General features: G+C 30.8%; 24 protein-coding genes and 1 tRNA gene. 14 read left to right on the forward strand and 11 right to left on the reverse strand.

Annotation, left to right across the window (positions count from 1 at the left end; translation table 11 throughout):
- Positions 1-24: 24 nt before the first annotated feature.
- Together folB and HW119_RS05350 are read left to right on the forward strand one after the other, a co-directional pair.
- The gene (gene folB / locus HW119_RS05345; protein WP_177761892.1) at positions 25-384 is read left to right on the forward strand and encodes a dihydroneopterin aldolase; all 360 of its coding nucleotides are present in this window, start codon (positions 25-27) and stop codon (positions 382-384) included.
- A 60-nt stretch (positions 385-444) separates the two neighbouring features.
- A tRNA-Cys gene (locus HW119_RS05350) sits at positions 445-515 on the forward strand.
- A gap of 83 nt (positions 516-598) precedes the next feature.
- On the opposite strand, the gene HW119_RS05355 is transcribed toward HW119_RS05350, so the two are convergent.
- From HW119_RS05355 to rnr, 3 genes are all read right to left on the reverse strand, one after another.
- Positions 599-1291 carry a LysE family translocator gene (locus HW119_RS05355; RefSeq protein ID WP_177766541.1) on the reverse strand — a complete coding sequence of 231 codons (693 nt, stop codon included), beginning with the start codon at positions 1289-1291 and terminating at the stop codon, positions 599-601.
- 68 nt (positions 1292-1359) lie between these two features.
- The gene (locus HW119_RS05360) at positions 1360-2034 is read right to left on the reverse strand and encodes a head GIN domain-containing protein (protein WP_177761894.1); all 675 of its coding nucleotides are present in this window, start codon (positions 2032-2034) and stop codon (positions 1360-1362) included.
- Positions 2035-2036: 2 nt separating this feature from the next.
- Positions 2037-4211, reverse strand: coding sequence for a ribonuclease R (gene rnr / locus HW119_RS05365; RefSeq protein WP_177761896.1), 2175 nt, complete (start codon positions 4209-4211; stop codon positions 2037-2039).
- 303 nt (positions 4212-4514) lie between these two features.
- On the opposite strand from rnr, the gene HW119_RS05370 reads away from it, so the two are divergent.
- Positions 4515-6128 carry an AMP-binding protein gene (locus HW119_RS05370; protein ID WP_177761898.1) on the forward strand — a complete coding sequence of 538 codons (1614 nt, stop codon included), beginning with the start codon at positions 4515-4517 and terminating at the stop codon, positions 6126-6128.
- Between the two features lie 302 nt (positions 6129-6430).
- Here the strand turns inward: HW119_RS05370 and HW119_RS05375 are convergent, their stop codons facing one another.
- A complete protein-coding gene (locus HW119_RS05375; protein WP_177761900.1) occupies positions 6431-7384 on the reverse strand; it encodes an IS110 family transposase in 954 nt (317 codons plus the stop codon).
- Between the two features lie 339 nt (positions 7385-7723).
- On the opposite strand from HW119_RS05375, the gene rpiB reads away from it, so the two are divergent.
- On the forward strand, positions 7724-8155 hold the full coding sequence (rpiB, locus tag HW119_RS05380) for a ribose 5-phosphate isomerase B (RefSeq protein WP_177761902.1): 432 nt from the start codon (positions 7724-7726) through the stop codon (positions 8153-8155).
- A gap of 52 nt (positions 8156-8207) precedes the next feature.
- Here rpiB and HW119_RS05385 read toward each other — a convergent pair whose 3' ends face one another.
- Entirely contained in the window at positions 8208-8471 is a 264-nt protein-coding gene (locus tag HW119_RS05385; protein WP_177761903.1) for a DUF1294 domain-containing protein, read from the reverse strand.
- A 51-nt stretch (positions 8472-8522) separates the two neighbouring features.
- Here HW119_RS05385 and HW119_RS05390 point away from each other — a divergent pair, with 51 nt between their 5' ends.
- Entirely contained in the window at positions 8523-10649 is a 2127-nt protein-coding gene (locus HW119_RS05390; RefSeq protein ID WP_177761904.1) for a Tex family protein, read from the forward strand.
- 131 nt (positions 10650-10780) lie between these two features.
- Complete coding sequence (locus tag HW119_RS05395; RefSeq protein WP_177761905.1) at positions 10781-11302, forward strand: hypothetical protein; 522 nt, start codon at positions 10781-10783, stop codon at positions 11300-11302.
- A gap of 727 nt (positions 11303-12029) precedes the next feature.
- Here HW119_RS05395 and HW119_RS05400 read toward each other — a convergent pair.
- The 5 genes from HW119_RS05400 to HW119_RS05420 form a co-directional block, all read right to left on the reverse strand.
- Positions 12030-12824 (reverse strand): NAD(P)H-binding protein, encoded by a 795-nt coding sequence (locus HW119_RS05400; RefSeq protein ID WP_177761906.1) that lies wholly within the window; start codon positions 12822-12824, stop codon positions 12030-12032.
- A complete protein-coding gene (locus HW119_RS05405; RefSeq protein ID WP_177761907.1) occupies positions 12821-14356 on the reverse strand; it encodes a bifunctional GNAT family N-acetyltransferase/carbon-nitrogen hydrolase family protein in 1536 nt (511 codons plus the stop codon). Before HW119_RS05405 ends, HW119_RS05400 begins: the two co-directional genes overlap by 4 nt.
- A 59-nt stretch (positions 14357-14415) precedes the next feature.
- The gene (locus HW119_RS05410; protein ID WP_177761908.1) at positions 14416-14895 is read right to left on the reverse strand and encodes a hypothetical protein; all 480 of its coding nucleotides are present in this window, start codon (positions 14893-14895) and stop codon (positions 14416-14418) included.
- A gap of 3 nt (positions 14896-14898) precedes the next feature.
- Entirely contained in the window at positions 14899-15249 is a 351-nt protein-coding gene (locus HW119_RS05415) for a hypothetical protein (protein ID WP_177761909.1), read from the reverse strand.
- Between the two features lie 75 nt (positions 15250-15324).
- Positions 15325-15783, reverse strand: coding sequence for a hypothetical protein (locus HW119_RS05420; RefSeq protein WP_177761910.1), 459 nt, complete (start codon positions 15781-15783; stop codon positions 15325-15327).
- A gap of 238 nt (positions 15784-16021) precedes the next feature.
- Between HW119_RS05420 and HW119_RS05425 the strand changes: the two genes are divergently transcribed.
- Complete coding sequence (locus tag HW119_RS05425) at positions 16022-16348, forward strand: single-stranded DNA-binding protein (protein WP_177761912.1); 327 nt, start codon at positions 16022-16024, stop codon at positions 16346-16348.
- A 54-nt stretch (positions 16349-16402) separates the two neighbouring features.
- Here HW119_RS05425 and HW119_RS05430 read toward each other — a convergent pair whose 3' ends face one another.
- The gene (locus tag HW119_RS05430; RefSeq protein WP_177761914.1) at positions 16403-17677 is read right to left on the reverse strand and encodes a PQQ-binding-like beta-propeller repeat protein; all 1275 of its coding nucleotides are present in this window, start codon (positions 17675-17677) and stop codon (positions 16403-16405) included.
- Between the two features lie 84 nt (positions 17678-17761).
- Here HW119_RS05430 and HW119_RS05435 point away from each other — a divergent pair, with 84 nt between their 5' ends.
- The 7 genes from HW119_RS05435 to HW119_RS05465 all read left to right on the forward strand — a co-directional run bounded on the left by HW119_RS05435 (position 17762) and on the right by HW119_RS05465 (position 22670).
- Entirely contained in the window at positions 17762-18103 is a 342-nt protein-coding gene (locus HW119_RS05435; RefSeq protein ID WP_177761916.1) for a hypothetical protein, read from the forward strand.
- Complete coding sequence (locus HW119_RS05440) at positions 18070-18483, forward strand: GLPGLI family protein (protein WP_177761918.1); 414 nt, start codon at positions 18070-18072, stop codon at positions 18481-18483. Before HW119_RS05435 ends, HW119_RS05440 begins: the two co-directional genes overlap by 34 nt.
- 219 nt (positions 18484-18702) lie before the next feature.
- Entirely contained in the window at positions 18703-18969 is a 267-nt protein-coding gene (locus HW119_RS05445; RefSeq protein ID WP_177761920.1) for a hypothetical protein, read from the forward strand.
- Between the two features lie 7 nt (positions 18970-18976).
- Positions 18977-19246 (forward strand): hypothetical protein, encoded by a 270-nt coding sequence (locus tag HW119_RS05450; RefSeq protein WP_177761922.1) that lies wholly within the window; start codon positions 18977-18979, stop codon positions 19244-19246.
- A 48-nt stretch (positions 19247-19294) separates the two neighbouring features.
- Positions 19295-19888 (forward strand): GLPGLI family protein, encoded by a 594-nt coding sequence (locus HW119_RS05455; RefSeq protein WP_177761924.1) that lies wholly within the window; start codon positions 19295-19297, stop codon positions 19886-19888.
- A gap of 129 nt (positions 19889-20017) precedes the next feature.
- Positions 20018-20920, forward strand: a complete 903-nt coding sequence (locus HW119_RS05460) for a carboxypeptidase regulatory-like domain-containing protein (protein ID WP_177761926.1) — start codon at positions 20018-20020, stop codon at positions 20918-20920.
- A gap of 88 nt (positions 20921-21008) precedes the next feature.
- The gene (locus HW119_RS05465; protein ID WP_177761928.1) at positions 21009-22670 is read left to right on the forward strand and encodes a hypothetical protein; all 1662 of its coding nucleotides are present in this window, start codon (positions 21009-21011) and stop codon (positions 22668-22670) included.
- Positions 22671-22962: the final 292 nt, after the last annotated feature.

Below are 22962 nucleotides of genomic sequence, written 5' to 3' on the forward strand. Positions count from 1 at the left end.
ACTTTGAAGTTATAAATTTAAGAAATGGGAATTATTAGATTAAAAAACATTCGTACGTTTTCATACCACGGTTGTTTAGTTGAAGAAAGTAAAATTGGTTCAGATTATCGTGTAGATTTAGAGATTAAAGCTGATTTGAGAAAATCTGCTATTTCTGATGAACTTGCAGACACGGTTGATTATGTGCATTTAAATAAAATTGTTGTCGAAGAAATGGCGATTCGTTCAAAGTTATTAGAGCATGTTGCTAAACGTATTATTGCTCGTGTTTTCAATGAGATTCCGCAGGTTTCACGAATTGTATTAGAAGTTTCAAAAATTAACCCTCCGATTGGTGGTGATGTTGAACAAGTTACGATTGTGATGGAAGAATATCGCGCATAATTTTAAAAAAAGCCTTTGATATTTAAAAAAATGTGGTAGATTTGCACTCGTAATACACAAGGCATCGTGGCCGAGAGGCTAGGCAGCGGTCTGCAAAACCGTCCACAGCGGTTCGAATCCGCTCGATGCCTCAAACAAAAGCTCCTAATTTATTAGGAGTTTTTTTTTATTTCAAGCGAAAAAAAGTTCTAGTTTTCACTAGAACTTTTTTGTTTTATTTGATAGAATCTGTTTTGTCTGTATTTGAAAAAATCTGCTCATCTATAAACTTTGATTCGCTTGGAATTAATGCTTTTGACATAATTACGATTCCAAATATAATCAGTAAAAGCGAACTTATTTTTTTTACTTTGATGATGTTTTTTGGTGTTAGTTTACTTTGTAATTGTTTGGCTAAAAATATTTTGAATAAATCGGTAATAAAATATGCGATAATTACATAAGTAAAAAATAAAAATAAACGCTTAGGAACCATATCCATTTCTGGACCCATAGTAATGATTATAGCTAACCAAAAACCTAAAACTCCAATATTAATGAAATTCAATAAAAAACCTTTAGCAAATAAAGAAAGATAGTTTTTTTTGTAAGAATTTGTTTCAATATGAATTTCTGCTTTATTTAATTTTTTTAGTTTAACGTAAGAAATTAGTCCATAAGTAGCCATTATTCCACCACCAAATATAAATAATGCAGGGTCGTCTTTAATTTTACTAATTAATTTAAAACTACTAAAATAAGCGATAAGAATAAAAGTTATATCAGCTAAAATTACCCCAATATCAAATGTTAAGGCAGCTTTAATTCCTTTGGTTATACTGGTTTCAATTAATATAAAAAAGACAGGTCCTATCATAAAACTTAAAAAAAAGCCTAATGATATTGCTGTGATAAAATCGTCCATAATTATAATTTAAAGCAAATGCCAATTATCACAATTGGCATTTGTATAAAGTATTGCAAGTTACAAAAAAATTATTTGACACGTTTTATTGTTCCGCCTGCAGTTGATTTTTCTGTTACAGTTTTCGGATTTCCATAAATATTTACATATCCACCTGCTCTAGTTGTTGCATTTACGGTGTTTGAAGCGTTAACTTCAATTTTTCCACCTGCATTTACAGTTGCTGTAGCATCGTTAAAAACTAATTTCGAAGCATCAATAACGCCACCAGCAGTTCCAATTAATGTTCCAGTTGTTCCAGAACCTTCAAGTGTTATGTTGGCACCAGCAAAAACTTTTGCTTCTAAAGTGGTGACTTTTAGTTTTAAATTGACTTGAGAACCAGAGTTTGAAGAAATTTTTAACGAATTAGCATCAATTTTTTTGTTACTAACAATATAACTTCCTGATTCTGCAGATATATTTTTTAGTTCTTTAAAATAAACTTTAACAACAATTTTATAATCTGAATCAGAAACCAATTCTTTGATGTTATTTTTAATGATTAATTTCCCGTTTTTATTGGTTAAACTAACATCTTTTTCATCTTTAGTTTCTAATACAATTTTTTCTTCAGAACCTTGAATCAGTTCTACTTTAATTCGATTTGTTGTTTTTAAATCAGAGAAAGTCCCCATGTCTTTCTCGACTTGAGCTTGTGAATTAATTGCAATTAATCCAACAACGGTCATAAATAAATTTTTCATAACTAAGCTTTTTTAATAAAATTAAAATCCAATTGTTTTTTAACTAAATCGGCATTTTTTACCTTTACAATTACTTCGTCTCCAAGCTGAATAATATCTTTGGTAGTCTCACCAATCATAGCATATTGTTCTGGGTCAAATACATAATAATCGCCTTTAATTTCGCGAATTCGAACCATTCCTTCACACTTATTATCTACAATTTCAACGTAAATTCCCCATTCGGTTACACCAGAAATCACACCTAAAAACTCTTCATCTTTATGGTCCTGCATAAACTTTACTTGCATGTATTTTACGCTATCGCGTTCTGCATTTGCCGCTAAGTTTTCCATTTGTGAACAATGAACAGCTTTTTCTTCAACCTCTTCTTCGTTAACAGAAGCTCCGTTATCTAAATAATGTTGTAATAATCGATGCGCAATAACATCCGGATATCTTCGGATTGGCGATGTAAAATGCGAATAATAATCAAATGCTAAACCGTAATGTCCAATATTTTCTGTAGAATAAACTGCTTTACTCATGGTTCTGATAGCTAAAGTATCGACCATGTTTTGCTCTTTTTTACCGTTTACATTAACTAATAATTCGTTTAACGATTTAGAAATAGTTTCTTTTGATTTGAAATTCAAACTATATCCAAAACGATTAATTACCGTTTGCAGATTGAATAATTTGTCTGAATCCGGTTCGTCGTGAATACGATAAATAAAGGTTTTCTTTTGTTTACCGATAAACTCAGAAACTTTACGATTGGCCAAAAGCATGAATTCTTCAATCAAATGATTGGCATCTTTCGAAACTTTAAAATAAACACCAGTTGGTTCGTCTTGTTCGTTTAAGTGGAACTTCACCTCTACTTTATCAAATGAAATCGCACCGTTAGACATTCTTTTCGAACGTAAAATTTTAGCTAATTCATCCATTTTTAAAACTGCATCTACAATTGGCTTTTCGATGATTTGCTCCTCGCCTGTTATCGAAATTTCTGCAGGAATCGTATTTCCTTTAGTTTCTATAATTACCTGAGCTTCTTCATAAGCCATTCGTTTGTCAGAATACGTAACCGTTCTACCAAACCATTTGTTTACAATTTCAGCTTTGTTGTTTAATTCAAAAACCGCCGAAAACGTGTATTTTTCTTCATTCGGACGTAACGAACAAGCAAAATTAGAAAGTACTTCTGGTAACATCGGTACTACTCTATCAACCAAATAAACTGAAGTGGCACGTTGATAGGCTTCTGCGTCTAAAACGGTTCCTTCTTGAACGTAATGCGAAACATCGGCAATATGAATACCAATTTCGTAATTTCCGTTTTCTAGTTGTTGGAACGATAATGCATCATCAAAATCTTTTGCATCACGCGGGTCGATTGTAAAAGTCAACACATCACGCATGTCTCTACGTTTTGCAATTTCTTCATCGGTAATCGAAGTGTCTAAATGCTGTGCATAGGTTTCCACATCAATCGGAAAATCGCTAGGTAAACCGTATTCAGCTAAAATAGCGTGCATTTCGGTATTATGTTCGCCTTGTTTTCCTAAAACTTTAATGATTTTTCCGTACGGATTATTTGCTTTTTCTGGCCAATCGGTCATTTCAACTAAAACCACATCACCATCTTCTGCCCCATTAAATTTTTCTTTCGAAATAAAAAAATCTGCATACATTTTTGGATTTGCATTTACCACAAATCCAAAGGTTTTATTGACTTGTAAAACTCCAACAAACTCAGTTTTATGACGTTCGATGATTTCAACAACTTCTGCTTCGGGCTTTTTACCTTTACGTTTGTTAAAAATATAAGCTTTAACCGTGTCTTTGTCTAAAGCTTTGTTTAAATTATTGGTCGGAATAAACACATCTTCTTCTAAATCAGGAGAAACCAAATATGCTGTTTTTCGAGATGTCATATCGATTTTTCCTTCGATATAATCTGTTTTAGCAACGATTTGAAATTTTCCTCGGTCGGTTTCTTCTATTTTTTCTTTCGAAGTTAAGTATTTTAATTCTTTGATGATTTCGTTTCTACTTTTGGTATCATCAACCTCAAAAGCAGCTGCAATTTGTTTATAGTTATAAGCTTTGCTTGGATTTTTAGATAGTAATTTCAGGATTTTTCCTGAAAAATCTTTATCCTTTTTGCCTAATTTTTTTATTTGTTTTGTCATTTTTTCTTTTAATCAATAGCTATCAATACGGAATTAAAGCGATACCTATTTTTCTATTATTTTTTAAAATTACGAAAATAAAGTTGAAATTTCTTCCTTATGAAGTTAACCTTATTTTAAAATTATCCGAATTTATGTTACATAAATCGTTCCAATGTTTGTTTTTCTAAAATAGAATTTAGATTGTTTTTTTATAAACTGTGTATTTTTTTACTTATATTTTTATGAAATTACCAATGTTAAAACAGATTGAGTGAAGATTGTTTTTTGTAATTTGACATATAATAAAAATACCATTATAATATGAATACAATATCTTATGTGAACGGAATATCTGAAATTTCTTTATTAGGTGAAACTATCGGACAAAATTTGAAGAAAATTGTAGCTCAATTTCCAACAGCCGATGCATTAGTTAGTGTTCATCAGAATTATAAAGCCGATTACCAAACATTTTATAAGGATACAACAAAGGTAGTAAAAAGTTTAATTGCTGCCGGAATTGCCAAAGGAGATAGAGTAGGGATTTGGGCTCCCAATTGTTTTGAGTGGACCTTGCTACAATTTGCAACTGCCAGAATGGGAGTGATTCTTGTTAATATCAACCCTGCGTATCGTCCACATGAAGTGGAGTTTGCAATTAATCAATCTGGAATTTCATTAATGGTTTCTGCAGTGAATTATAAAACGAGTAACTATAAAGAAATGCTTTCTTGTGTGATTGAAGATTGTCCAAGTTTAACTCAAGTTGTTTATTTAAGCGAAGAATGGGATGCTTTTTTTGAACTAGGTAATGAAATTTCGGATGAAATTCTTGATATTTTAGAAAAAGCTGTTCAGTTTGATGACCCTGTAAATATTCAATACACATCAGGTACAACTGGATTTCCTAAAGGAGTAACCTTATCGCATCACAACATTTTAAACAACGGATTTTTTATTGGTGAACGTTTAAAATATACATCAAAAGACCGAGTTTGTATTCCGGTTCCCTTTTATCATTGTTTCGGAATGGTCATCGGAAATATTGCTTGTGTAACGCACGGTTCATGCATGGTAATTCCAAACGATGGTTTTGATGCTACCAAAACTTTAGAAGCTGTACAATCAGAAAAATGTACTTCGTTATACGGAGTTCCAACTATGTTTATTTCGATGTTAGGACTTCCAAATTTTAAAGATTTTGATTTATCAAAGCTACGAACTGGAGTAATGGCAGGTTCGCCATGTCCGGTTGAAGTTATGAAACGAGTGCAATCAGAAATGAATATGCACGAAATTAGTATTTGTTACGGAATGACCGAAACGTCACCAGTTTCTACACAAACTAAAATCGGTGTTCCTCTTGAAAAACAAGTTGCTACAGTTGGAACGGTTATGGACCATTTAGAAATTAAAATTATTGATTCAGAATCGGGTAAAATTGTTCCACGTGGCGAATCTGGCGAATTGTGTACACGAGGTTATTCTGTGATGTTGAAATATTGGAACGACCCAATTAAAACTGCCGAAGTTTTAGATGAAGGCCGTTGGATGCATACTGGCGATTTAGCTTCAATGGACGAAGATGGTTATGTTACTATTACTGGTCGTATCAAAGATTTAATCATTCGTGGTGGCGAAAATATTTCTCCTAAATGGATTGAAGATTTCTTGTATACACATCCTAAAATTGTTGATGTTCAAGTAATCGGAGTTCCGAGTGCAAAGTATGGCGAAGAGGTGATGGCTTGGGTAAAATTACACGATGGAGTAGAAGCAACCGGAGAAGAACTACGTGCTTTTTGTGACCAAAAAATTGCTCATTATCGTATTCCTAAATATTGGAAGTTTGTAGATGATTTTCCAATGACCATCTCTGGTAAAATCAGAAAAGGGGAGATGCGCGAAATTTCTATCAAAGAGCTTGGTTTATAGTTTTTTCTTGAAGCTATTTCCAGCTTTCCGTTATATCTTTTACTTTTAGTCAAAAGCAAAAGGATGCCACTCCAATCTGGACTAAAAGACAAACCTGCAAGATATTTCGTTTTGCAGGTTTTTTTTATGTCATTTCGACGCTAGGAGAAATCTTTTACTTTAAATTCTTCGACTTCGTTTCACTTCGATCAGAATGACAATGGTGTTTAATTGTCATTTCGAAGTTAGGAAAAATCTTTAAAAAAAATTCTTCGACTACGTTTCACTTCGCTCAGAATGTTCTGTGTTTCTATGCAACTATTTTAACAATAATTTTCTTGATATTTACCATTCGCTTTAGCTATTGCAAACGCTTGTTTTAATAGTTTGTTTGCAATAGCTATTTTAATTACTCTTTCTGGTTTTCCAAGGCTTTTCAATCTGTCGTACATTTCTTTACAAGTTTTGTTACAATGTTTAGCTGACCAACTGCACATATAAAGCAACTTTCTGATTTGTGCTTTACCCATTTTACAAATATGTCCTTTTCCCTTTACACTGGTTCCACTTTGATATATTCTGGGACTAAACCCTACATAAGCGATGAGCTGTTTATAATTCTCAAACTTCTTGAAGTTATCGGTTATCAAAGATAGCATCATTGCGGTTTTTCTACCTATGCCTGGAATACTCTCAATATTCTCGATAGTCTGACCGTATTGCTGTTTTGCTAATCGTTCCATTTCTACTTCGATTTTATGTTTGGTTTTTTCAAGATTGGAAAGATCTTTTTTTATAGTCTTTTCTAAAAATTTGTCTAACGAACCACTGCTTTCAAAGGCTTCTAATTGGCGTTTGTTTTGTTGGATTTGTTTATTTAACAGTTCAACTCGTGTGTATAAATGTCGAAGCTTCGTACAATTTTCACTTTCTTGTTCCCACTGTTTCAAGTCATACTTTTCACCATATTCGGCTATTGTTCTTGCGTCTTTTTTGTCCGTTTTAGCACGATAAAGCATTGTCTGACTAAAACGCTTGATCACCAAAGGATTTTCTACACAAACTTTAATATTCCGACTGCTTAAAAAAGTAGCTAATGGGAAATAATAACTGCCCGAAGCCTCCATAACAACCCAATCTACTTGTTCTATCAAATTTAACAACTGTTTAAATCCTTTTTCTTCATTAGGAAAAACAAAATAATCCCATCGTTCTTTTCGCTTAAAACTTACATCAAAAGTTTGTTTGCTAATGTCAATTCCAATAATTTTACACATACATAAAATGTTTTATCAGAAAAGAAATTACTACACTAATTTACCTATTCTAAATACAGGCTTTATAACCTAATGTTCTGTCCAAATTTTGTAGTAAGGGTAAAGGAACTAACATTCTGAACGGTCTTATATGACAAATGACAATCAATAGTCTTACTTCTTTACCCTTTCTTTTCTTTCTCGATTTACAATATTTAAAAATAACTATTTGCAAACATAGAATGACATCGTGGTTAATTGTCATTTCGACGCTAGGAGAAATCTTTTACTTTTGACTTTCATCTTTAAGACTTTCGACTTTTTCACTATCTTTGTTCCAACAACACAACACATAAAATCATGAAAATTGCTATCGGAAACGACCATGCAGGTCCAGAGTACAAAAAAGCGCTTGTAGCTATGTTAGAAGCTAAAGGAATTGAAGTAATTAATTACGGAACAGATACGTTCGATTCTGTTGATTATCCAGATTTCGGACATAAAGTAGCTCAAGATGTAGAAGATAAAAAAGTAGATTTCGGAATTGTAATCTGTGGTTCTGGAAATGGAATTGCTATGTCTGCAAACAAACATCAAGGCGTGCGTTGCGCACTTTGTTGGACAAAAGAAATCGCTGTTTTAGCTCGTCAACATAACGATGCGAATGTGATTTCTATTCCAGCACGTTTTACTGCCATTCCACAAGTAGTAGAAATGGTTGAAGCTTTTCTTGCAACTGAGTTCGAAGGTGGTCGTCACGCAAATAGAGTAAATAAGATTGCTTGCTCGTAAGTAATTATTTCAATATATATTTTTAAACCGATTCAGAAATGAATCGGTTTTTTTATCGTCTAAAAACAAAGAATATAATTATCAATTGAATGACCGCAATAATATAAAACGGAATCTTAAAACTTGTTTTATTAGTTTTATGATTGAAATTTTTCATCGCTAACCAAGCACCAAAAGTGCCACCAAAAGCACAAAGCGTTAGTAAATTCTTTTCTGAAATACGTCGCATGTTCTTTCTCGCACGTTTCTTATCCAAATGAAACATACTAAAAGCGATGTAATTAATCATGATTAAATATAGGAATACGTATTTCATATTATTAAAATTGAAGCAAAGGTAGTATTTTCGCTTTTTAAATCCGACACGATGAATGTAATTCAATATATCCAACAGTTTTTGCAAACTGCACCCAAAAATATAGAAAACACCCTGCAACTTTTATCAGAAGATGCAACCATTCCCTTTATTTCTCGATACCGAAAAGATCAAACCGGAAATTTAGATGAAGTTCAGATTGAAACCATAGCTAAAACTTCGGCTCGTTTTGAAGAAATCGTGAAACGTAAAGAAGCGATTTTAAAATCTATTGAAGAGCAAAATCAATTAACCGATGTTTTAAAAGCTAAAATTGAAGCAAGTTTCGATTTAACTGAATTAGAAGATATTTACCTTCCGTATAAAAAGAAACGCAAAACAAAAGCCGATACGGCTCGTGAAAACGGTTTAGAACCTTTGGCTAAAATGTTGATGTCACAAAATGTAAACGATTTAGATTTTGTAGCATCGAAATATTTAAATGATAAAGTTGCCAGTGAAGACGATGCTTTACAAGGAGCACGAGATATTTTGGCCGAATGGATCAATGAAAACATGTTTGTTCGTAAAGCATTACGTAGAAAATATCAACGTAATTCAACGGTTTCAACTAAAGTGGTTAAAGCTAAGAAAGACGAAGAAGGAGCGTCTAAATACGAACAATATTTTGATTGGAGCGAATCGTTATTAAAAGCGCCATCACATCGTTTATTGGCTATGTTACGTGCAACTAATGAAGGTTTTGTTAAGTTAGATGTTTCTATAGATAAAGAAGAAGCTTTGGCTTTTATGCAAGAAACAATCATTAAAAATCCCAATCACGAAACAGCGGTTCATATCGAAAAAGCAATTTCCGATTCGTACAAACGTTTATTAGAACCAACGCTTTCTAACGAAGTTTTACAAGAGGCTAAATTAAAAGCCGATTTTCAATCGATTGGTGTGTTTTCAGAAAACTTAACACAGTTGTTATTATCGGCTCCGTTAGGTGAAAAACGTGTTTTAGCAATTGATCCTGGTTTTAAAACGGGTTGTAAAATAGTTTGTATTGATGAAAATGGTAACTTGTTGTATAACGAAACTATTTTCCCACACGCACCTCAAAAGGATACCACCATGGCTATTAAAAAAGTGCGTTCTATGGCGAATTCGTATAAGATTGATGCAATTGCTATCGGAAACGGAACAGCTTCAAGAGAAACCGAGTTTTTCATAAAAAAAATAGCTTTTGATAATCCTATTCAAGTGTTTGTGGTTAGTGAAGCAGGAGCTTCGGTTTATTCGGCATCTAAAATTGCACGTGATGAATTTCCAAATTACGATGTAACGGTTCGTGGAGCCGTTTCTATTGGTCGTCGTTTACAAGATCCGTTGGCAGAATTGGTAAAGATTGATCCAAAATCGATTGGAGTAGGGCAGTACCAACATGATGTGGATCAAACATTGTTGAAAAACGAGTTAGATGCTGTGGTAATGCGTTCGGTAAATAAGGTTGGTGTGAATTTAAATACTGCAAGTAAATCGTTATTGAGTTACGTTTCGGGTATTGGTGAGAAAATGGCCGAAAACATTGTGACTTATCGTGCAGAAAATGGTGCTTTTACCAACAGAAAGCAATTGAAAAAAATACCTCGTTTGGGTGAAAAAGCCTATCAACAAGCAGCTGCTTTCGTTCGAATTTTTAATGCCGAACATCTGTTAGATAATTCATCGGTTCACCCAGAAGCTTATGCTTTGGTTGAAAAGATGGCAAAAGATTTAAAAGTTTCTTTAACTGATTTAATCGGAAATAAAGAGAAAATCACTCAAATTGATTTACAGAAATATGTTTCTAACGATTTTGGAATTTTGTACTTACAAGATTTAGTGAAAGAGTTAGAAAAACCAGGAATCGATCCACGTAAAAATGCAAAAGTATTAGAGTTTGATGCCAATTTAAAAACTATCAACGATGTAGTTGTTGGAAACATTTACAACGGAATTGTCAACAATATTACCAATTTTGGTTGTTTTGTTGATATAGGAATTAAAGAAGGTGGTTTGGTTCATATTTCCCAACTTAAAGATGGTTTTGTCAGTGATGTAAACGAAGTGGTTAAATTGCACCAACACGTACAAGTAAAAGTTTTAGAAGTTGATGTGGCTAAAAAACGTTTGCAGTTAACGATGGTGATTTAATATATTAATAACAAAGATTCAAACTCTGACAGCGTTTAAACAGCGGTCGGAGTTTTTGTTTAAATATATTAAAACAATTAATTATCAATTAGTTTTTTTGTAATTTAACAAAACACTTATAATTCAATCAAATGAAAAAAATATTTACAATTATTAGCTGCTTTTTATTTTTAAGTTGTTGTAAAAATTATCTCTTTAAAAGAGATACTGTTGCAATTTATAACGAACTAACAAAGATAAATGAACAAGACCAAAAGGTTAGAAAAGAATTGACACCCATATATTATAAATACAATTTAAGAACCCTTCAAACTGTAGTTGATAGCATAGATAAATTAGGTTTAGATTATTTTCCTGAAAATCTCAATCTTAATTTTGAAAATATAGACGATCAGATTAAAAAACTAAGTGTTACAGAACAGAAAAGTTTTCAAAAGGAACATGACGATCAATGGAAAAAAATAAACCATACAGATTCTATAAATTTTGAAAAAATATATAATATTGTTAAAAAATATGGTTTTATAGATTTTGACACAAGAGAATGGAAAAATGATAGTTTAAAAATTGGAATTATTAGCACTACTACACATTTTAATTACAGAACTAAAAAAGGAAAAAAGTTATTAAAACTAATAATAAGTGAGTATTAAAAAGGGAGAGTTGATGATTCTGGAATGACCCATTTTTTATGGCATGTTAGAGGACGAGGAAAAGGAAGCCCTAATTTAGATGGTAAAACAATAAATGAAGTTATTTTAGAATTAAAAGAACAAAATGCTTTTTAAGCATCAGAAAAACTGTTTTTGGATTTTAATTAAATTATACTTTAAACTCTGATAGTGTTTAAAACGCTGTCGGAGTTTTTGTTAATACGATTTTTCGAAAATCTAATTTATTATATTTAAAAGAGATTCCTCCTGACGTCGGACTCGAGCTTGCGAACTGAACGAAATTAATGACAGAAAAAATGCAATGTCGTTCTGAGCGAAGTGAAACAAAGTCGAAGAATCTTAGTTAAAGAGATTTCTCCTAACGTCGAAATGACAATTAAAACCTAATGTAAACAACAATTAGTTTTTTTATTATTTAAATAAAAAATTCAATTTGATTTAATTCAAGAAAAGTTTTTATTCATTAGAATTGTTTTATGTTTTTTTGAGAATTTTAGATGATAATTTAATAATTTAAGTTTTATATTGATTTATTTGTAAAAATATTATATTAAAATTTTTAAATATGTTTTTTTGTAGTTAATATTTTAAAATATTTATATATTTGTTTCAGTTGATAATTAATAATTGTCTACAAACTATTAAAAAGTAGTGTTTTTATTATGTTTTATAAGGGAAATGCCCATCTAGAAATAGGTGGGTGTTTTTATTCAAAATGTTTGAAGGTAAATCCAAAACTATTTTGAAATTTTTTACTTGAAACTATTCTGTTTTTTGGATTTTCGACCTTCTTAAAAGGAGCTAATTTTAATCCTAAATTCTGAGCTGCTTTGTTGTAAAAAACTTCACGGGAATCGTATTGTGGATAAACCAAGTTATAGATTTCGTTTTTGATAGATTTATTGATTATATTGGAAATAGCCTCAACAGCATCATACAAATGCAACATGTTTACTGGTTCGTTTCCGTTTTCGTTACTTTCTTTTTTAGCTAAAAATTTCACAGGTTGTCTTTCTTCGCCGAATAATCCACCTAATCGTAAAATCGTTGCGTTGAAATTTGTGTTTTTAAGCAAGCTTTCTTCATTGATGATAATTTCTTTTGCTCTGAGATTATCTTCTTTTAAAATTACTGATTCATCAACTTCATTTTCTAATCCATCATAAACTGATGTAGAACTGGTATAAATAATTTCTTTGATTTGATGTTTTTCTGCTTGCTCAATAATCCAATTCATTTTAGAAACGTATTCCATCATTTCAGAATTTTTTCTGTTTGGTGGAATGGTAACAATTAAAATCTCACAATCATTAAAAAAATCAGAAATTGTTTTTTCATTTTCAGTCGGAACTTTCATCAAAAATCCTGACAGATCGACATCAGAAAAAAGTTTTAATTTATTTTCTGATGTCGTACTTATTTTAATCTGATGCTTTTTGGCTAATTCTTTTCCTAACGGAAATCCCAACCAACCGCCACCAAGAATACTTATTTTTTTCATTTAGCTTTTAGATTGTATAAATCGGTACGTCGGTCTTTTTTAATTCGTACGCTTCCGTGTTCATGTAATTCTTTCAGTAAATTTAAGTCAACATCGACAATTAACGTCATTTCTGTGTTCGGAGTTGCTTCGGCTTTTACGCCATTTGTAGGAAAAGCAAAATCAGATGGAGTAAAAACCGCGGCTTGTCCAAACTGAATGTCCATATTATTTACTTTCGGTAAATTTCCAACACAACCTGTAATGGCTACATAACATTCGTTTTCAATGGCACGTGCTTGTGCGCAATTTCGAACTCGAGTATATCCATTTTGCGTATCTGTTAAATACGGAACAAATAAAATTTCCATTCCTTGGTCTGCCATTAAGCGTGAAAGTTCTGGGAACTCAACATCGTAACAAATAATAATTCCAATTTTACCACAATCGGTATCAAAGGTTTGAATCACGTTTCCACCTTGCATTCCCCAATACATTCGCTCGTTTGGTGTAATGTGAATTTTGCGATACATTTCTGATGAGCCATCGCGTTTGCAAAGAAAACCAACATTATACAACATTTCATCTTCGTCGTCTAAATAAGGCATGCTTCCGGTAATGATGTTGATGTTATGTGCAATGGCAAATTCTTGGAATTTTTTTCGAATCGGTTCTGTAAATTTTGATATTTCACGAATGGCTTCAGACTCGGTCATGTGATTATAATCTGCCATCAGTGGTGCGATGAACAATTCTGGGAAACAAGCGAAATCACTTTCGTAACCAGAAACGGCATCGATAAAAAATTCGGCTTGGTCAAAAAATTCTTCTAAATTATTTAACGAACGCATTTGCCATTGAATCAAACCTAAACGAACCACGCTTTTTTTAGCGTTGATTAAAGTTGGTGTTTTTTCGTACGAAATGTTATTCCATTCCAATAAAACCGCGTAATCTTTAGAGCTGTGGTCACCTTCGAGATAATTTCGCAGAATACGTTTGATGTGAAAGTCGTTATTTATTTGAAAAGAAATAACCGAATCGTGAATTTCTGTATTTTTTACTTTTTCTAGATATTGTTTTGGAGTTAATTCCGAAGAATAATTATGATAATTTGGAATTCGTCCTGCAAAAATTATGGACTTTAGATTCAACGTTTCACATAATTCTTTACGGGCATCGTACAAACGACGACCCAATCGCAAACCACGATATTCCGGATTTATAAAAACATCAATTCCATATAAAACATCGCCATCTTCTTTGTGTGATTTGAATTTGCTATCAGTAACAATATCATTGTATTTATGGTTTGAAAGCGCTAAAGTTTCATCGACAATCAAAGAAAGTGCAGCACCAACTACAACATCGTCAACTACAATTACAATTTGTCCTTCCGGAAATATTTTTAGTAAACGTTTAATTTCTTCCTTTTTCCAATATAAATCTTCGACATCTTCGTCAACATAAGATTCAACCATCGATTTTTTAAGTTCGATGTAATCTTCGATTTCAAGATTTCGTAGTTCAACTTTATTAATTTCTCTTTCCATTTTTTTTCTTCGTTTTATCTAAATTACTAAAATTCGATTTAAAGAAAGAGATTATTTTACTAAAGATTGGTTAAATAAAAATCTCGAAAATTTGGTCGATTAGTTAATGGTGAAAATGACCACGGAATGGAACTTAAAATAATGATTAATATGATAATAAATCGTTTTAAGAAATAAGTTACCGCTTTTGTTGTATTGATTTTATTTCGAACTTTAAATGTAAAATAATTAAACAAAATGATTCCTAAAAGCATCATTGAAGGATGTTCGAGTCCGAAAAAGCGAGGTTGACGCATTTTTACGGTTTCTTGAAAATTGTCCCAAAGTAAATAAACCAATTGACTTTTTGAGAAAAGCAAAATTCCGATCACTAATTGTACATTTAAAATCCAACATGTGATTTGTAGTAAACGGTAATTTTTTATAGAGAAAGTTTCTTTTGTAAAATATTTGTAAGTAAAAAGTGCAATTGTGATTAGTAAGAGAATTATAACCAACCAACGAAACAACGAATGAAAAGCTAATAAATTTGAAAACATTTTTTATGAATTGCGTTTTACTACGATAAACCAATCATTTTCTATCGGCATATAACCTTGGTCGTAAACAAAAAAATATGTGGTTCCGGTTTTTGTTGTGTAAATTGAAGTAAAATATTCAAACTCAAAACCCAGTTGAAGAAGTTTTGTGCGTGTAGTTTTTGTTTTATCTTCTGGATTTAATTCGCAAAGAATACGATAATTTTTGCGTAATCGGTTATTGATATTACGCATTAAATTGGTAGCATCTTTATTTTGTTTGTTGTTGTATGAATTTCTACAACCATCGTTACAAAATTTTTTATCTTCTCTACCAATAATTTTATCGCCACATTCTAAGCAAATTTTACTCATTTTTCTTTTAAAAATACAAAACTAATTTCAATTTAAAATAAAAAAAGCGAAGTCATTAACTCGCTCGATGTTTTACTAATTTAAAAGTTGTAAATGTTTCATGATTTCTGTTCGAACTTCCATATAATTTTTCATATATAAGCTCGACATTACAGCAACCGATTTATTATTTTTGATTAAATATAAATGTTCTTGATGTTGTCCTCTAACTTTAAAATCGCGAATTACAAAACCTTGTAAATCTTTCCAATTATGTTGACGTTGCGTTCCGATACCTAATAATTGTTTCATCACAATCTTTTCTTCGTTTAAAACGAATTTTGCCATTCGGATGTTCATTTCAACAAAAAAACCCCAAATAACAACGGCTAAAATTAAAAGTACAGCAAAAATTAAAAATAGAATTATTTGCCAGTTATAATCACCATTCGTAAAGCTAAGAACTTTTCGGACTAAATAGGCAGAAATAACAGGAAATGAAATTACTAAAATGCTATAAAAATATGCGGTATTAGAAAATTTTGAAGTTACCATTTTTTAATTTTTTACAAAAATAACCATTATCAAGTACAAGTTTAGATAATTTTTTATTAAAAGTTTTAGTCTTGATTTTATTGATTTATACTGAGGTTGCGTCAATGGTTTAGCGACCAATAAGCGACAACAAACGCTTACAATCGATTTTAAATGATTACTTACCGATTATAATTTGATAAGTGTTGCAACTTTGCTCCAGAAACAAATCGAATGTTTAATTTTAAATTTATATGCCATGAGTACTTTAAGAAACAGCGTAAGATTAATAGGACGCGTAGGAAACAATCCAGAAGTTAAAAATTTTGACGGTGGAAAAAAAGTTGCAACTTTAACTTTAGCAACAAATGAAGTTTATTATAACGATAAAAATGAAAAGATTGAAACTACCCAATGGCACAATTTGGTTGCTTGGGGAAAAGTTGCAGAAATCATTGAAAAATTCGTAGAAAAAGGAAAAGAGATCGCAATCGAAGGAAAGTTAACCTATCGTAACTACGAAGATAAAGATGGAAATAAACGTTATGTTACAGAGATAGTAGTTAATGAAATTGTATTGTTTTAATGCTATCTTATTATAATAAAAACGAGCTTGAGAAAAATAATCAAGCTCGTTTTTTTATTGAAAATATTTGATTTGATTTTTTTCTATTTCATTCGGTTTTGAAACATACGGAATGATTAATTCCATTTTTTTGGTTTGCAAATCAACTTCAACAATTCCGTTTAACGAAAGATAAATCAGGTTGTTGTTTTTATTGATTTCAATATTCGAGATTGGATTTAGATTTGAATCTGAAGTTTCTAATTCAAAAATTAATTTACCATTTAGATCAATCATAAAAATTTTGTTTTTAGAAAATGCAGTAATTTTATCTTTAGTGAGTTGCCAATTTTCGATGGCTTCATTGTGTTCAAAAATCCAAGCTTCATTTCCATTATCAATATTCAAAGCAATAATTGCGTCTTTTGAATCGTTTTCTGATCTAAGATTTACAATATAAAAATCTTTGGTTAATTCGGTATTATAGTTAGCTAAATATCTGTATTTGGTTGATTTATATTTCCATTCAAACAAATCTGTTCTATCGATAAAATTGTTAGTTGGATCAGTAATATCGCCACCTTTTGCCAGTCCTATTTCATTAGTTGCTAAAGCATAAATAACACCCATTTCATCGCCAAAAAACAAACGATTTTCATTAGATTGAATTTGAATGTAAAGCGGATTTTCAAAAGCAGCATCTTCATACAGACCGTTACTTGCCAGAGTTCCTTCTTTATAGTGCTTGTCTAAATAAACAGCTGAGGTTATATAAATATTCGTGTTGCTTTCTACAGGTTTAAAAAAATTATAGAAAGTTGAATTTTCGTCCACAAAATTTATCTTTCCATCTTTCTTGTTGATAATGTAAAATTTGGATCTGTTTTGATAATCTCTTTTGCACGAAGCAATGTAAACGAAATCGTTATAGATTAAAGGTTGGCTCATAAAAATGGAACTCTCGTTTATACTTTCGTTTAATATGGTCTCACAATTTTCATTTATTGTTGCATACGAAATTTCGTTGAAAGTACTCAAATCATGTGGCGCATGAATCCAATTTAATTTTCCAGAGTTTATTTGAGCTGAGATAAACCGACCACTTTCAAACGGAAGATAAATATTTTCGCTATCGTAAGAAAATAAATTTCTGTTTAAACCTTGGTTAACATCTTCTTTTGAGGCATATTCCCAATTCACTTTTTTGGTTTCTAGATTGAAATTTATCAATTTTCCTTTGCTTGAAACAATTAGCGTTTCGTTCGGAACAACAACATTGATTTTTTTTGTTGCGTTGTTACAACTCGAAAATATAAGTAAAATTAGTAATTTATAGATGTTGCTTTTCATGTCTTTTTTTAATAAAGATATTTTATTTTTAACATATTATATAATAAATATTTGTTTTTTTAGTTATGAATTAAACTAATTTATTTGAAATATGAAGTTTTTAGTGGTGATGTTTTTTTAAATTTCTTTATCTGTTTTTCACAAAAATGCGGAATTGCAACTTATGATTTTAAAATTTTAGATTCGGAAGATACTCAGTCTCCATTGTTTGATATTTTGCGAGCTGACAGTGAATTGATCGAAATAAGTTTACACTTTAATCAAAATTATTCTCTTTATGAAATAAAAAAACTTGAAGGTTCTACAAATTTGGCTCGAGAAATTGCATTAGCGACAATCCTGTTTTATATTCAAAAAATGAAGATTTATTTAAATTTAATAACAGTGAATTTATGTATATCATACCAGCAAAAAAATATGTTGTAAACAAGAGCAATTTAAAATGGGTAATTCATGATGAATCAAAGATGATTAATGATTTTTTATGTTTTAAAGCTACTTCAAGTTATTCAGGTTTAACAACAAAAGGTGAGTTTACTACAAGAAATGTAACTGCTTGGTTTGCGCCAGAAATAAATATACAATATGGTCCAGGTTTCTTTTCAAATTTACCTGGTTTAATAGTAGAAGTACAATATGATACCTATTTTTTATTGGGATTAACTAAAATTTCTTATTCTGATTGTAACGAAATGTTTGTTGACACAAATATAGTAGGAGAAGATATAGATGATAAAGAATTTGATAGAATTCAAGCTCCTTTTTTAAAAAACGAATTTGAAGATTTTTATAAAAACAAACCTTGAAACCAATTTCATTTTTTTTGCCTTACAACAACAAGTTAAAAACATCCCCGAAAACAGTGATTTTTACCTAAGTAACTAAAAAACATTGTTTTGTGTTATTATTATTATTATTATTATAATTATTATTGGCTATCTGAAATTTCCGGAAAAAATTAAGATAGTCGGTGTATTTAGGTTACGACTTTAAGAATAAACCTATCTAACCTAAATTTTTATAAAATGAAAAAAATGATATTTTCTGCTATCGCAATGGTAGCGTTTGCGAGCTCATCAAAGGCTCAAGATTTATATATACCTATAACGTATTTACCTTATTATTGTTTGGGAGCAGCTAGCGCAGCAGCAACTGAATTAAATGAGTTAGGAATTGAGAATGTTCAAAATTCAAATGGACAATATTTAAGTGAAGCGATATTTATTAATACTTTTAATGCTTGTATGTTAAGTTGGAAAGGAACTAAAAATCCGAATGTAATATCTAAATAAGTTTCATATGAAAAAAATTTTAACCTTAATAATAACAGTTGGTTCTTTTACTTTAGTGAATGCTCAAGATGGAAAAAATGGGTCAATTCAACAGCAACCATCAACTATCACACCTGTTGTAGAGTTAAGTGTTAGATGTGGTAATGCGGCAAATGCAGCAGTTAATACATTAAGAGAGTTTGGTATTGAAAATACCATGCAATCTAATGGGCTAACAACATATCAAAACCTTTATTTAGCAACTTATACAGGTTGTATGAATCCTAAAAAAAAGTAATAAAAAACATGAGGGCATAAAAACATGCCCTCTAATTCATTCAAAAACATGAAAAAAACAATATTTATATTCACTTTTTTTATTCTATTTATAAGTAATGCACAAACAAATAATATCAAAATTATTTACGATATAAAACTTGTAGAAGAAAATTTTAAAAATACTGATAGTCCAATATTTTTTAGATTGAACTTTAACGCTGAAAATACTCAATTAATTTTTGAAAAATATGACAGCGTTTCTTCATCTTATTTAATTAATGATTCGGAAATTGATCCAACTTTGTATTCATTAATAAATTTATTTTATCCTCAATATCATAGTTTCGATAATAAGACGACATTTTCATACCAAAATCAAAATTTTTTATTAAAAAATGTAGATTATTTACTAGATATTACAGATAATTATGTATGGGATTTTTTAGATGAAACTAAAGAAATTGGCAATTATTTATGCTACAAGGCAGTTTTGAAAAGCATTGAAAATTCAAAAGGTAGCTTTTATCCTGTAACAGTTTGGTATTGCCCAGCTATACCAATTGAAGCAGGTTTTAAAAATTACAACAATTTACCAGGAGCAGTATTGGAATTACATGAAAAACATATAGCTTATTTGGCTACAAATATCATATTCAATTAAACTGAAAAAATTGAAATTCCTAATCTTCCAATACTTACTATCGAAGAATTTCAAAAAAAATTAGAACAAGCTAAAAAAGATAATCCTGAAATGTTTCCTGATTTTAAATCAAATAATTAATACAAAACTTTGAAGTTACAAATCTTCCAACTTTTATTTTTCTTTTTTACATTACAACTACAAGCGCAAACGCTGGTTGGTACTGTAAAAGACCAAAACCAACAACCCTTAGAAAACACCAACGTAATGGCAAAACCATTGGGTGGCAAAAAAGGGATGAAGTTTGCAATTGCCGATCATTTAGGACGTTATAAACTAGAACTTGAAAAAGAAACCGATTACGAAATCACAGTAAACTATATTGGTTTTCTTGGTGAGAAAATCACTTATTTGAGTCAAAACCCAATAACAACCTACGATTTTGTATTGGAACAACAAGAAACGCAGTTAGAAGAAATTGTTATTGAATACGATTATCAACCGGTTATCGTAAAAAAAGATACGCTTATTTTTGATGTTGCTGCTTTTGCAAATGGTAACGAACGTAAGCTTAAAGAACAATTAGAAAAACTTCCGGGTGTTGAGGTTTCAGAAAACGGTCAAGTAAAAGTGCAAGGTAAAACCGTAACCCAATTTATGGTCGAAGGCAAAAGTTTTTTTGGTGGTGGAACCAAAATTGGTGTAGAAAACATTCCTGCCGATGCGGTCGATAAAGTAGAAGTTATCGATCATTTTACCGAAGTCGCACACATGAAAGAAGTTTCGGGTTCTGATGATTTGGCAATGAACATCAAACTGAAAGAAGATAAAAAACAGTTTGTTTTTGGTGATCTTCGAGCGGGTTATGGAAACAACAAATATTACGAAACGCATGCAGCGTTGTTTTATTACGCGCCAAAAATAAATTGGAGCGCCATCTTAAACGTTAATAATTATGGTGGTCAGGTTTTAGATTATGGTGATATTGCAAGGTTTGAAGGTTTTAAAAGTGCCTATCTAAAAAACAGCAATTCTTTAATTAATTTTATATAATTACACTTCACCAAATACCCATGTTGTCGAAAATAAAAATCAGTTTTTAGCATCCGATTTTCGTTATTCGTTTGATAAACGTTGGGATGTGAAAGCTTTTGTTTTAGCGAATAAAAATTGGATTCGTTCGCAAAGTGACCAATCAATTGAGTATTTACAAGAAAACGAGATCAGTTTTGAAAATAGAAATACGTTTGGAAAAGCAAAATCTAGTTTGGTTTCTGGTCGAATTTCTGCAGACTTCCGTCAGAATAAAACCACGAATTACAGTTATAATTTTCAAACTTCCTTATCAAATAATAATAAAAACAACAGCATACAAACTCAAAATAATTTAAGAGAAACGGTATTTCAAACGCATTCAGAAGCTGATAATTTTGCGATTGCACAATTGTTTGAATATCAAAAAACATTCAATAAAAAACACAAAGGTTCGTTTGCTTTGAGTCATAATTATTCTAACGAAAAGCCAACGTTTCAATGGGGAGCAGACCAACCTTTTTTAGGAGAATATATTCCGTTGCAAACTGCCGATTTTTATTTATTGCAACAAATTGAAAAGATTCAAAATAATCAAATTCAAACCAGTTTTAAACATTTCTGGATTGCAGGAAAACGACATCATATTTATACAACATTAGGTTTAAATGCCAATTTAACCAAAATGTTTTCAGAAAATAATCAATTAATTAACAACCAAACCGAAAGTTTATTTGATGCAGGTTTCGGTAACGATTTAGATTATAAGTTATTTAATTCGTTTTTAGGGTTAGAATATAAATTGTTGTACAAAAAGTTAACCACTACATTTGGTTTACAACTTAATAATTACAATTTACGCAACAAACAAATTGCTGATAATCGCACGTTTAACAAATGGTTTTTGGAACCAACCGTAACATCAGAATTCGAATTTAACAAGTCAGAAAGTTTAAATTTTAATTACAGTTTATCTAACCAATTTTTAGATGCAAATAGTTATGCTAATCGATACCAGATTTATTCGTTCAATTCTATTTATCAAGGAAATGCCTTGTTGCAAAGCATGCGTTATCACAATTTGAGTTTACGTTATAGAAAATTTAATATGTATCAAGGTTCAAGTATTTGGGCTTCGATTAATTACAACAAACAAAATAACACCGTGCGCAATCAAGTTGAGGTTACCAATACCGATTTGTTTTACAAAACCGTAATGACCAATAATCCGGATGAACGATGGAGCATGTACGGAAGTTTTTCGCAGCGTGTTAAAAAATGGGAATTTGGTTTTAACGGAAGTTTGAGTTTTAATAAATACGTTCAAAACACGAATAATGTTGATATTCCAACACAAAATAACAATCAATCGATTGGCGTTTCGGTTCGTACTTTTCATAAAGAAATTCCAACTTTTAGAATAAGTTATGATAAGAGTTTTTCGCAGTTAAAAGCATCGTACGATTCTGAAACAACTTCTGATAATATCAGTTTTGGAATGGATTATAAGTTCTTGAAAAATTTTACTTTTAAAGGGAAATACAGTTACAACATTTCTAAATACAATACTTCGAATGTAAAATTTGAACAAGCCAATGTTTCGTTAGATTACAAAAAAGAAAACAGTCCGTGGTTATTTATGCTTCAGGGAAATAATTTGTTTAACACAGGGTTGATTAATAATGTTTCGTTTTCTGATTTTCAGATTGTTAATACAAATACTTATGTATTACCGCGTGTTTTCTTGTTTTCTGTTCAGTATAAATTATAGTTTTTGAATTTTATTTTCAATTTAATGATCGGAAAAACTCATTTCACTCCGACAGAGTTTCAAACTTTGTCGGGGTTTTCATTAAGAAGTAAGCTTTTTCGTCACTAATTTAATTGTCATTAACTCCGACTTTTTTTGTTGTCATTCCGACGTAAGGAGGAATCTCAAAGTAAGATTCTTCGATTTCGTTTCACTTCGCTCAGAAAGATATCGTGTTTTATTGTCATTGATTCCGACTTTTTTTTGTCATTCCGACGAAAGGAGGAATCTCAAAGTAAGATTCTTCGACTAC

Source organism: Flavobacterium sp. I3-2, from assembly GCF_013389595.1.
Classification (GTDB): Bacteria; Bacteroidota; Bacteroidia; order Flavobacteriales; family Flavobacteriaceae; genus Flavobacterium.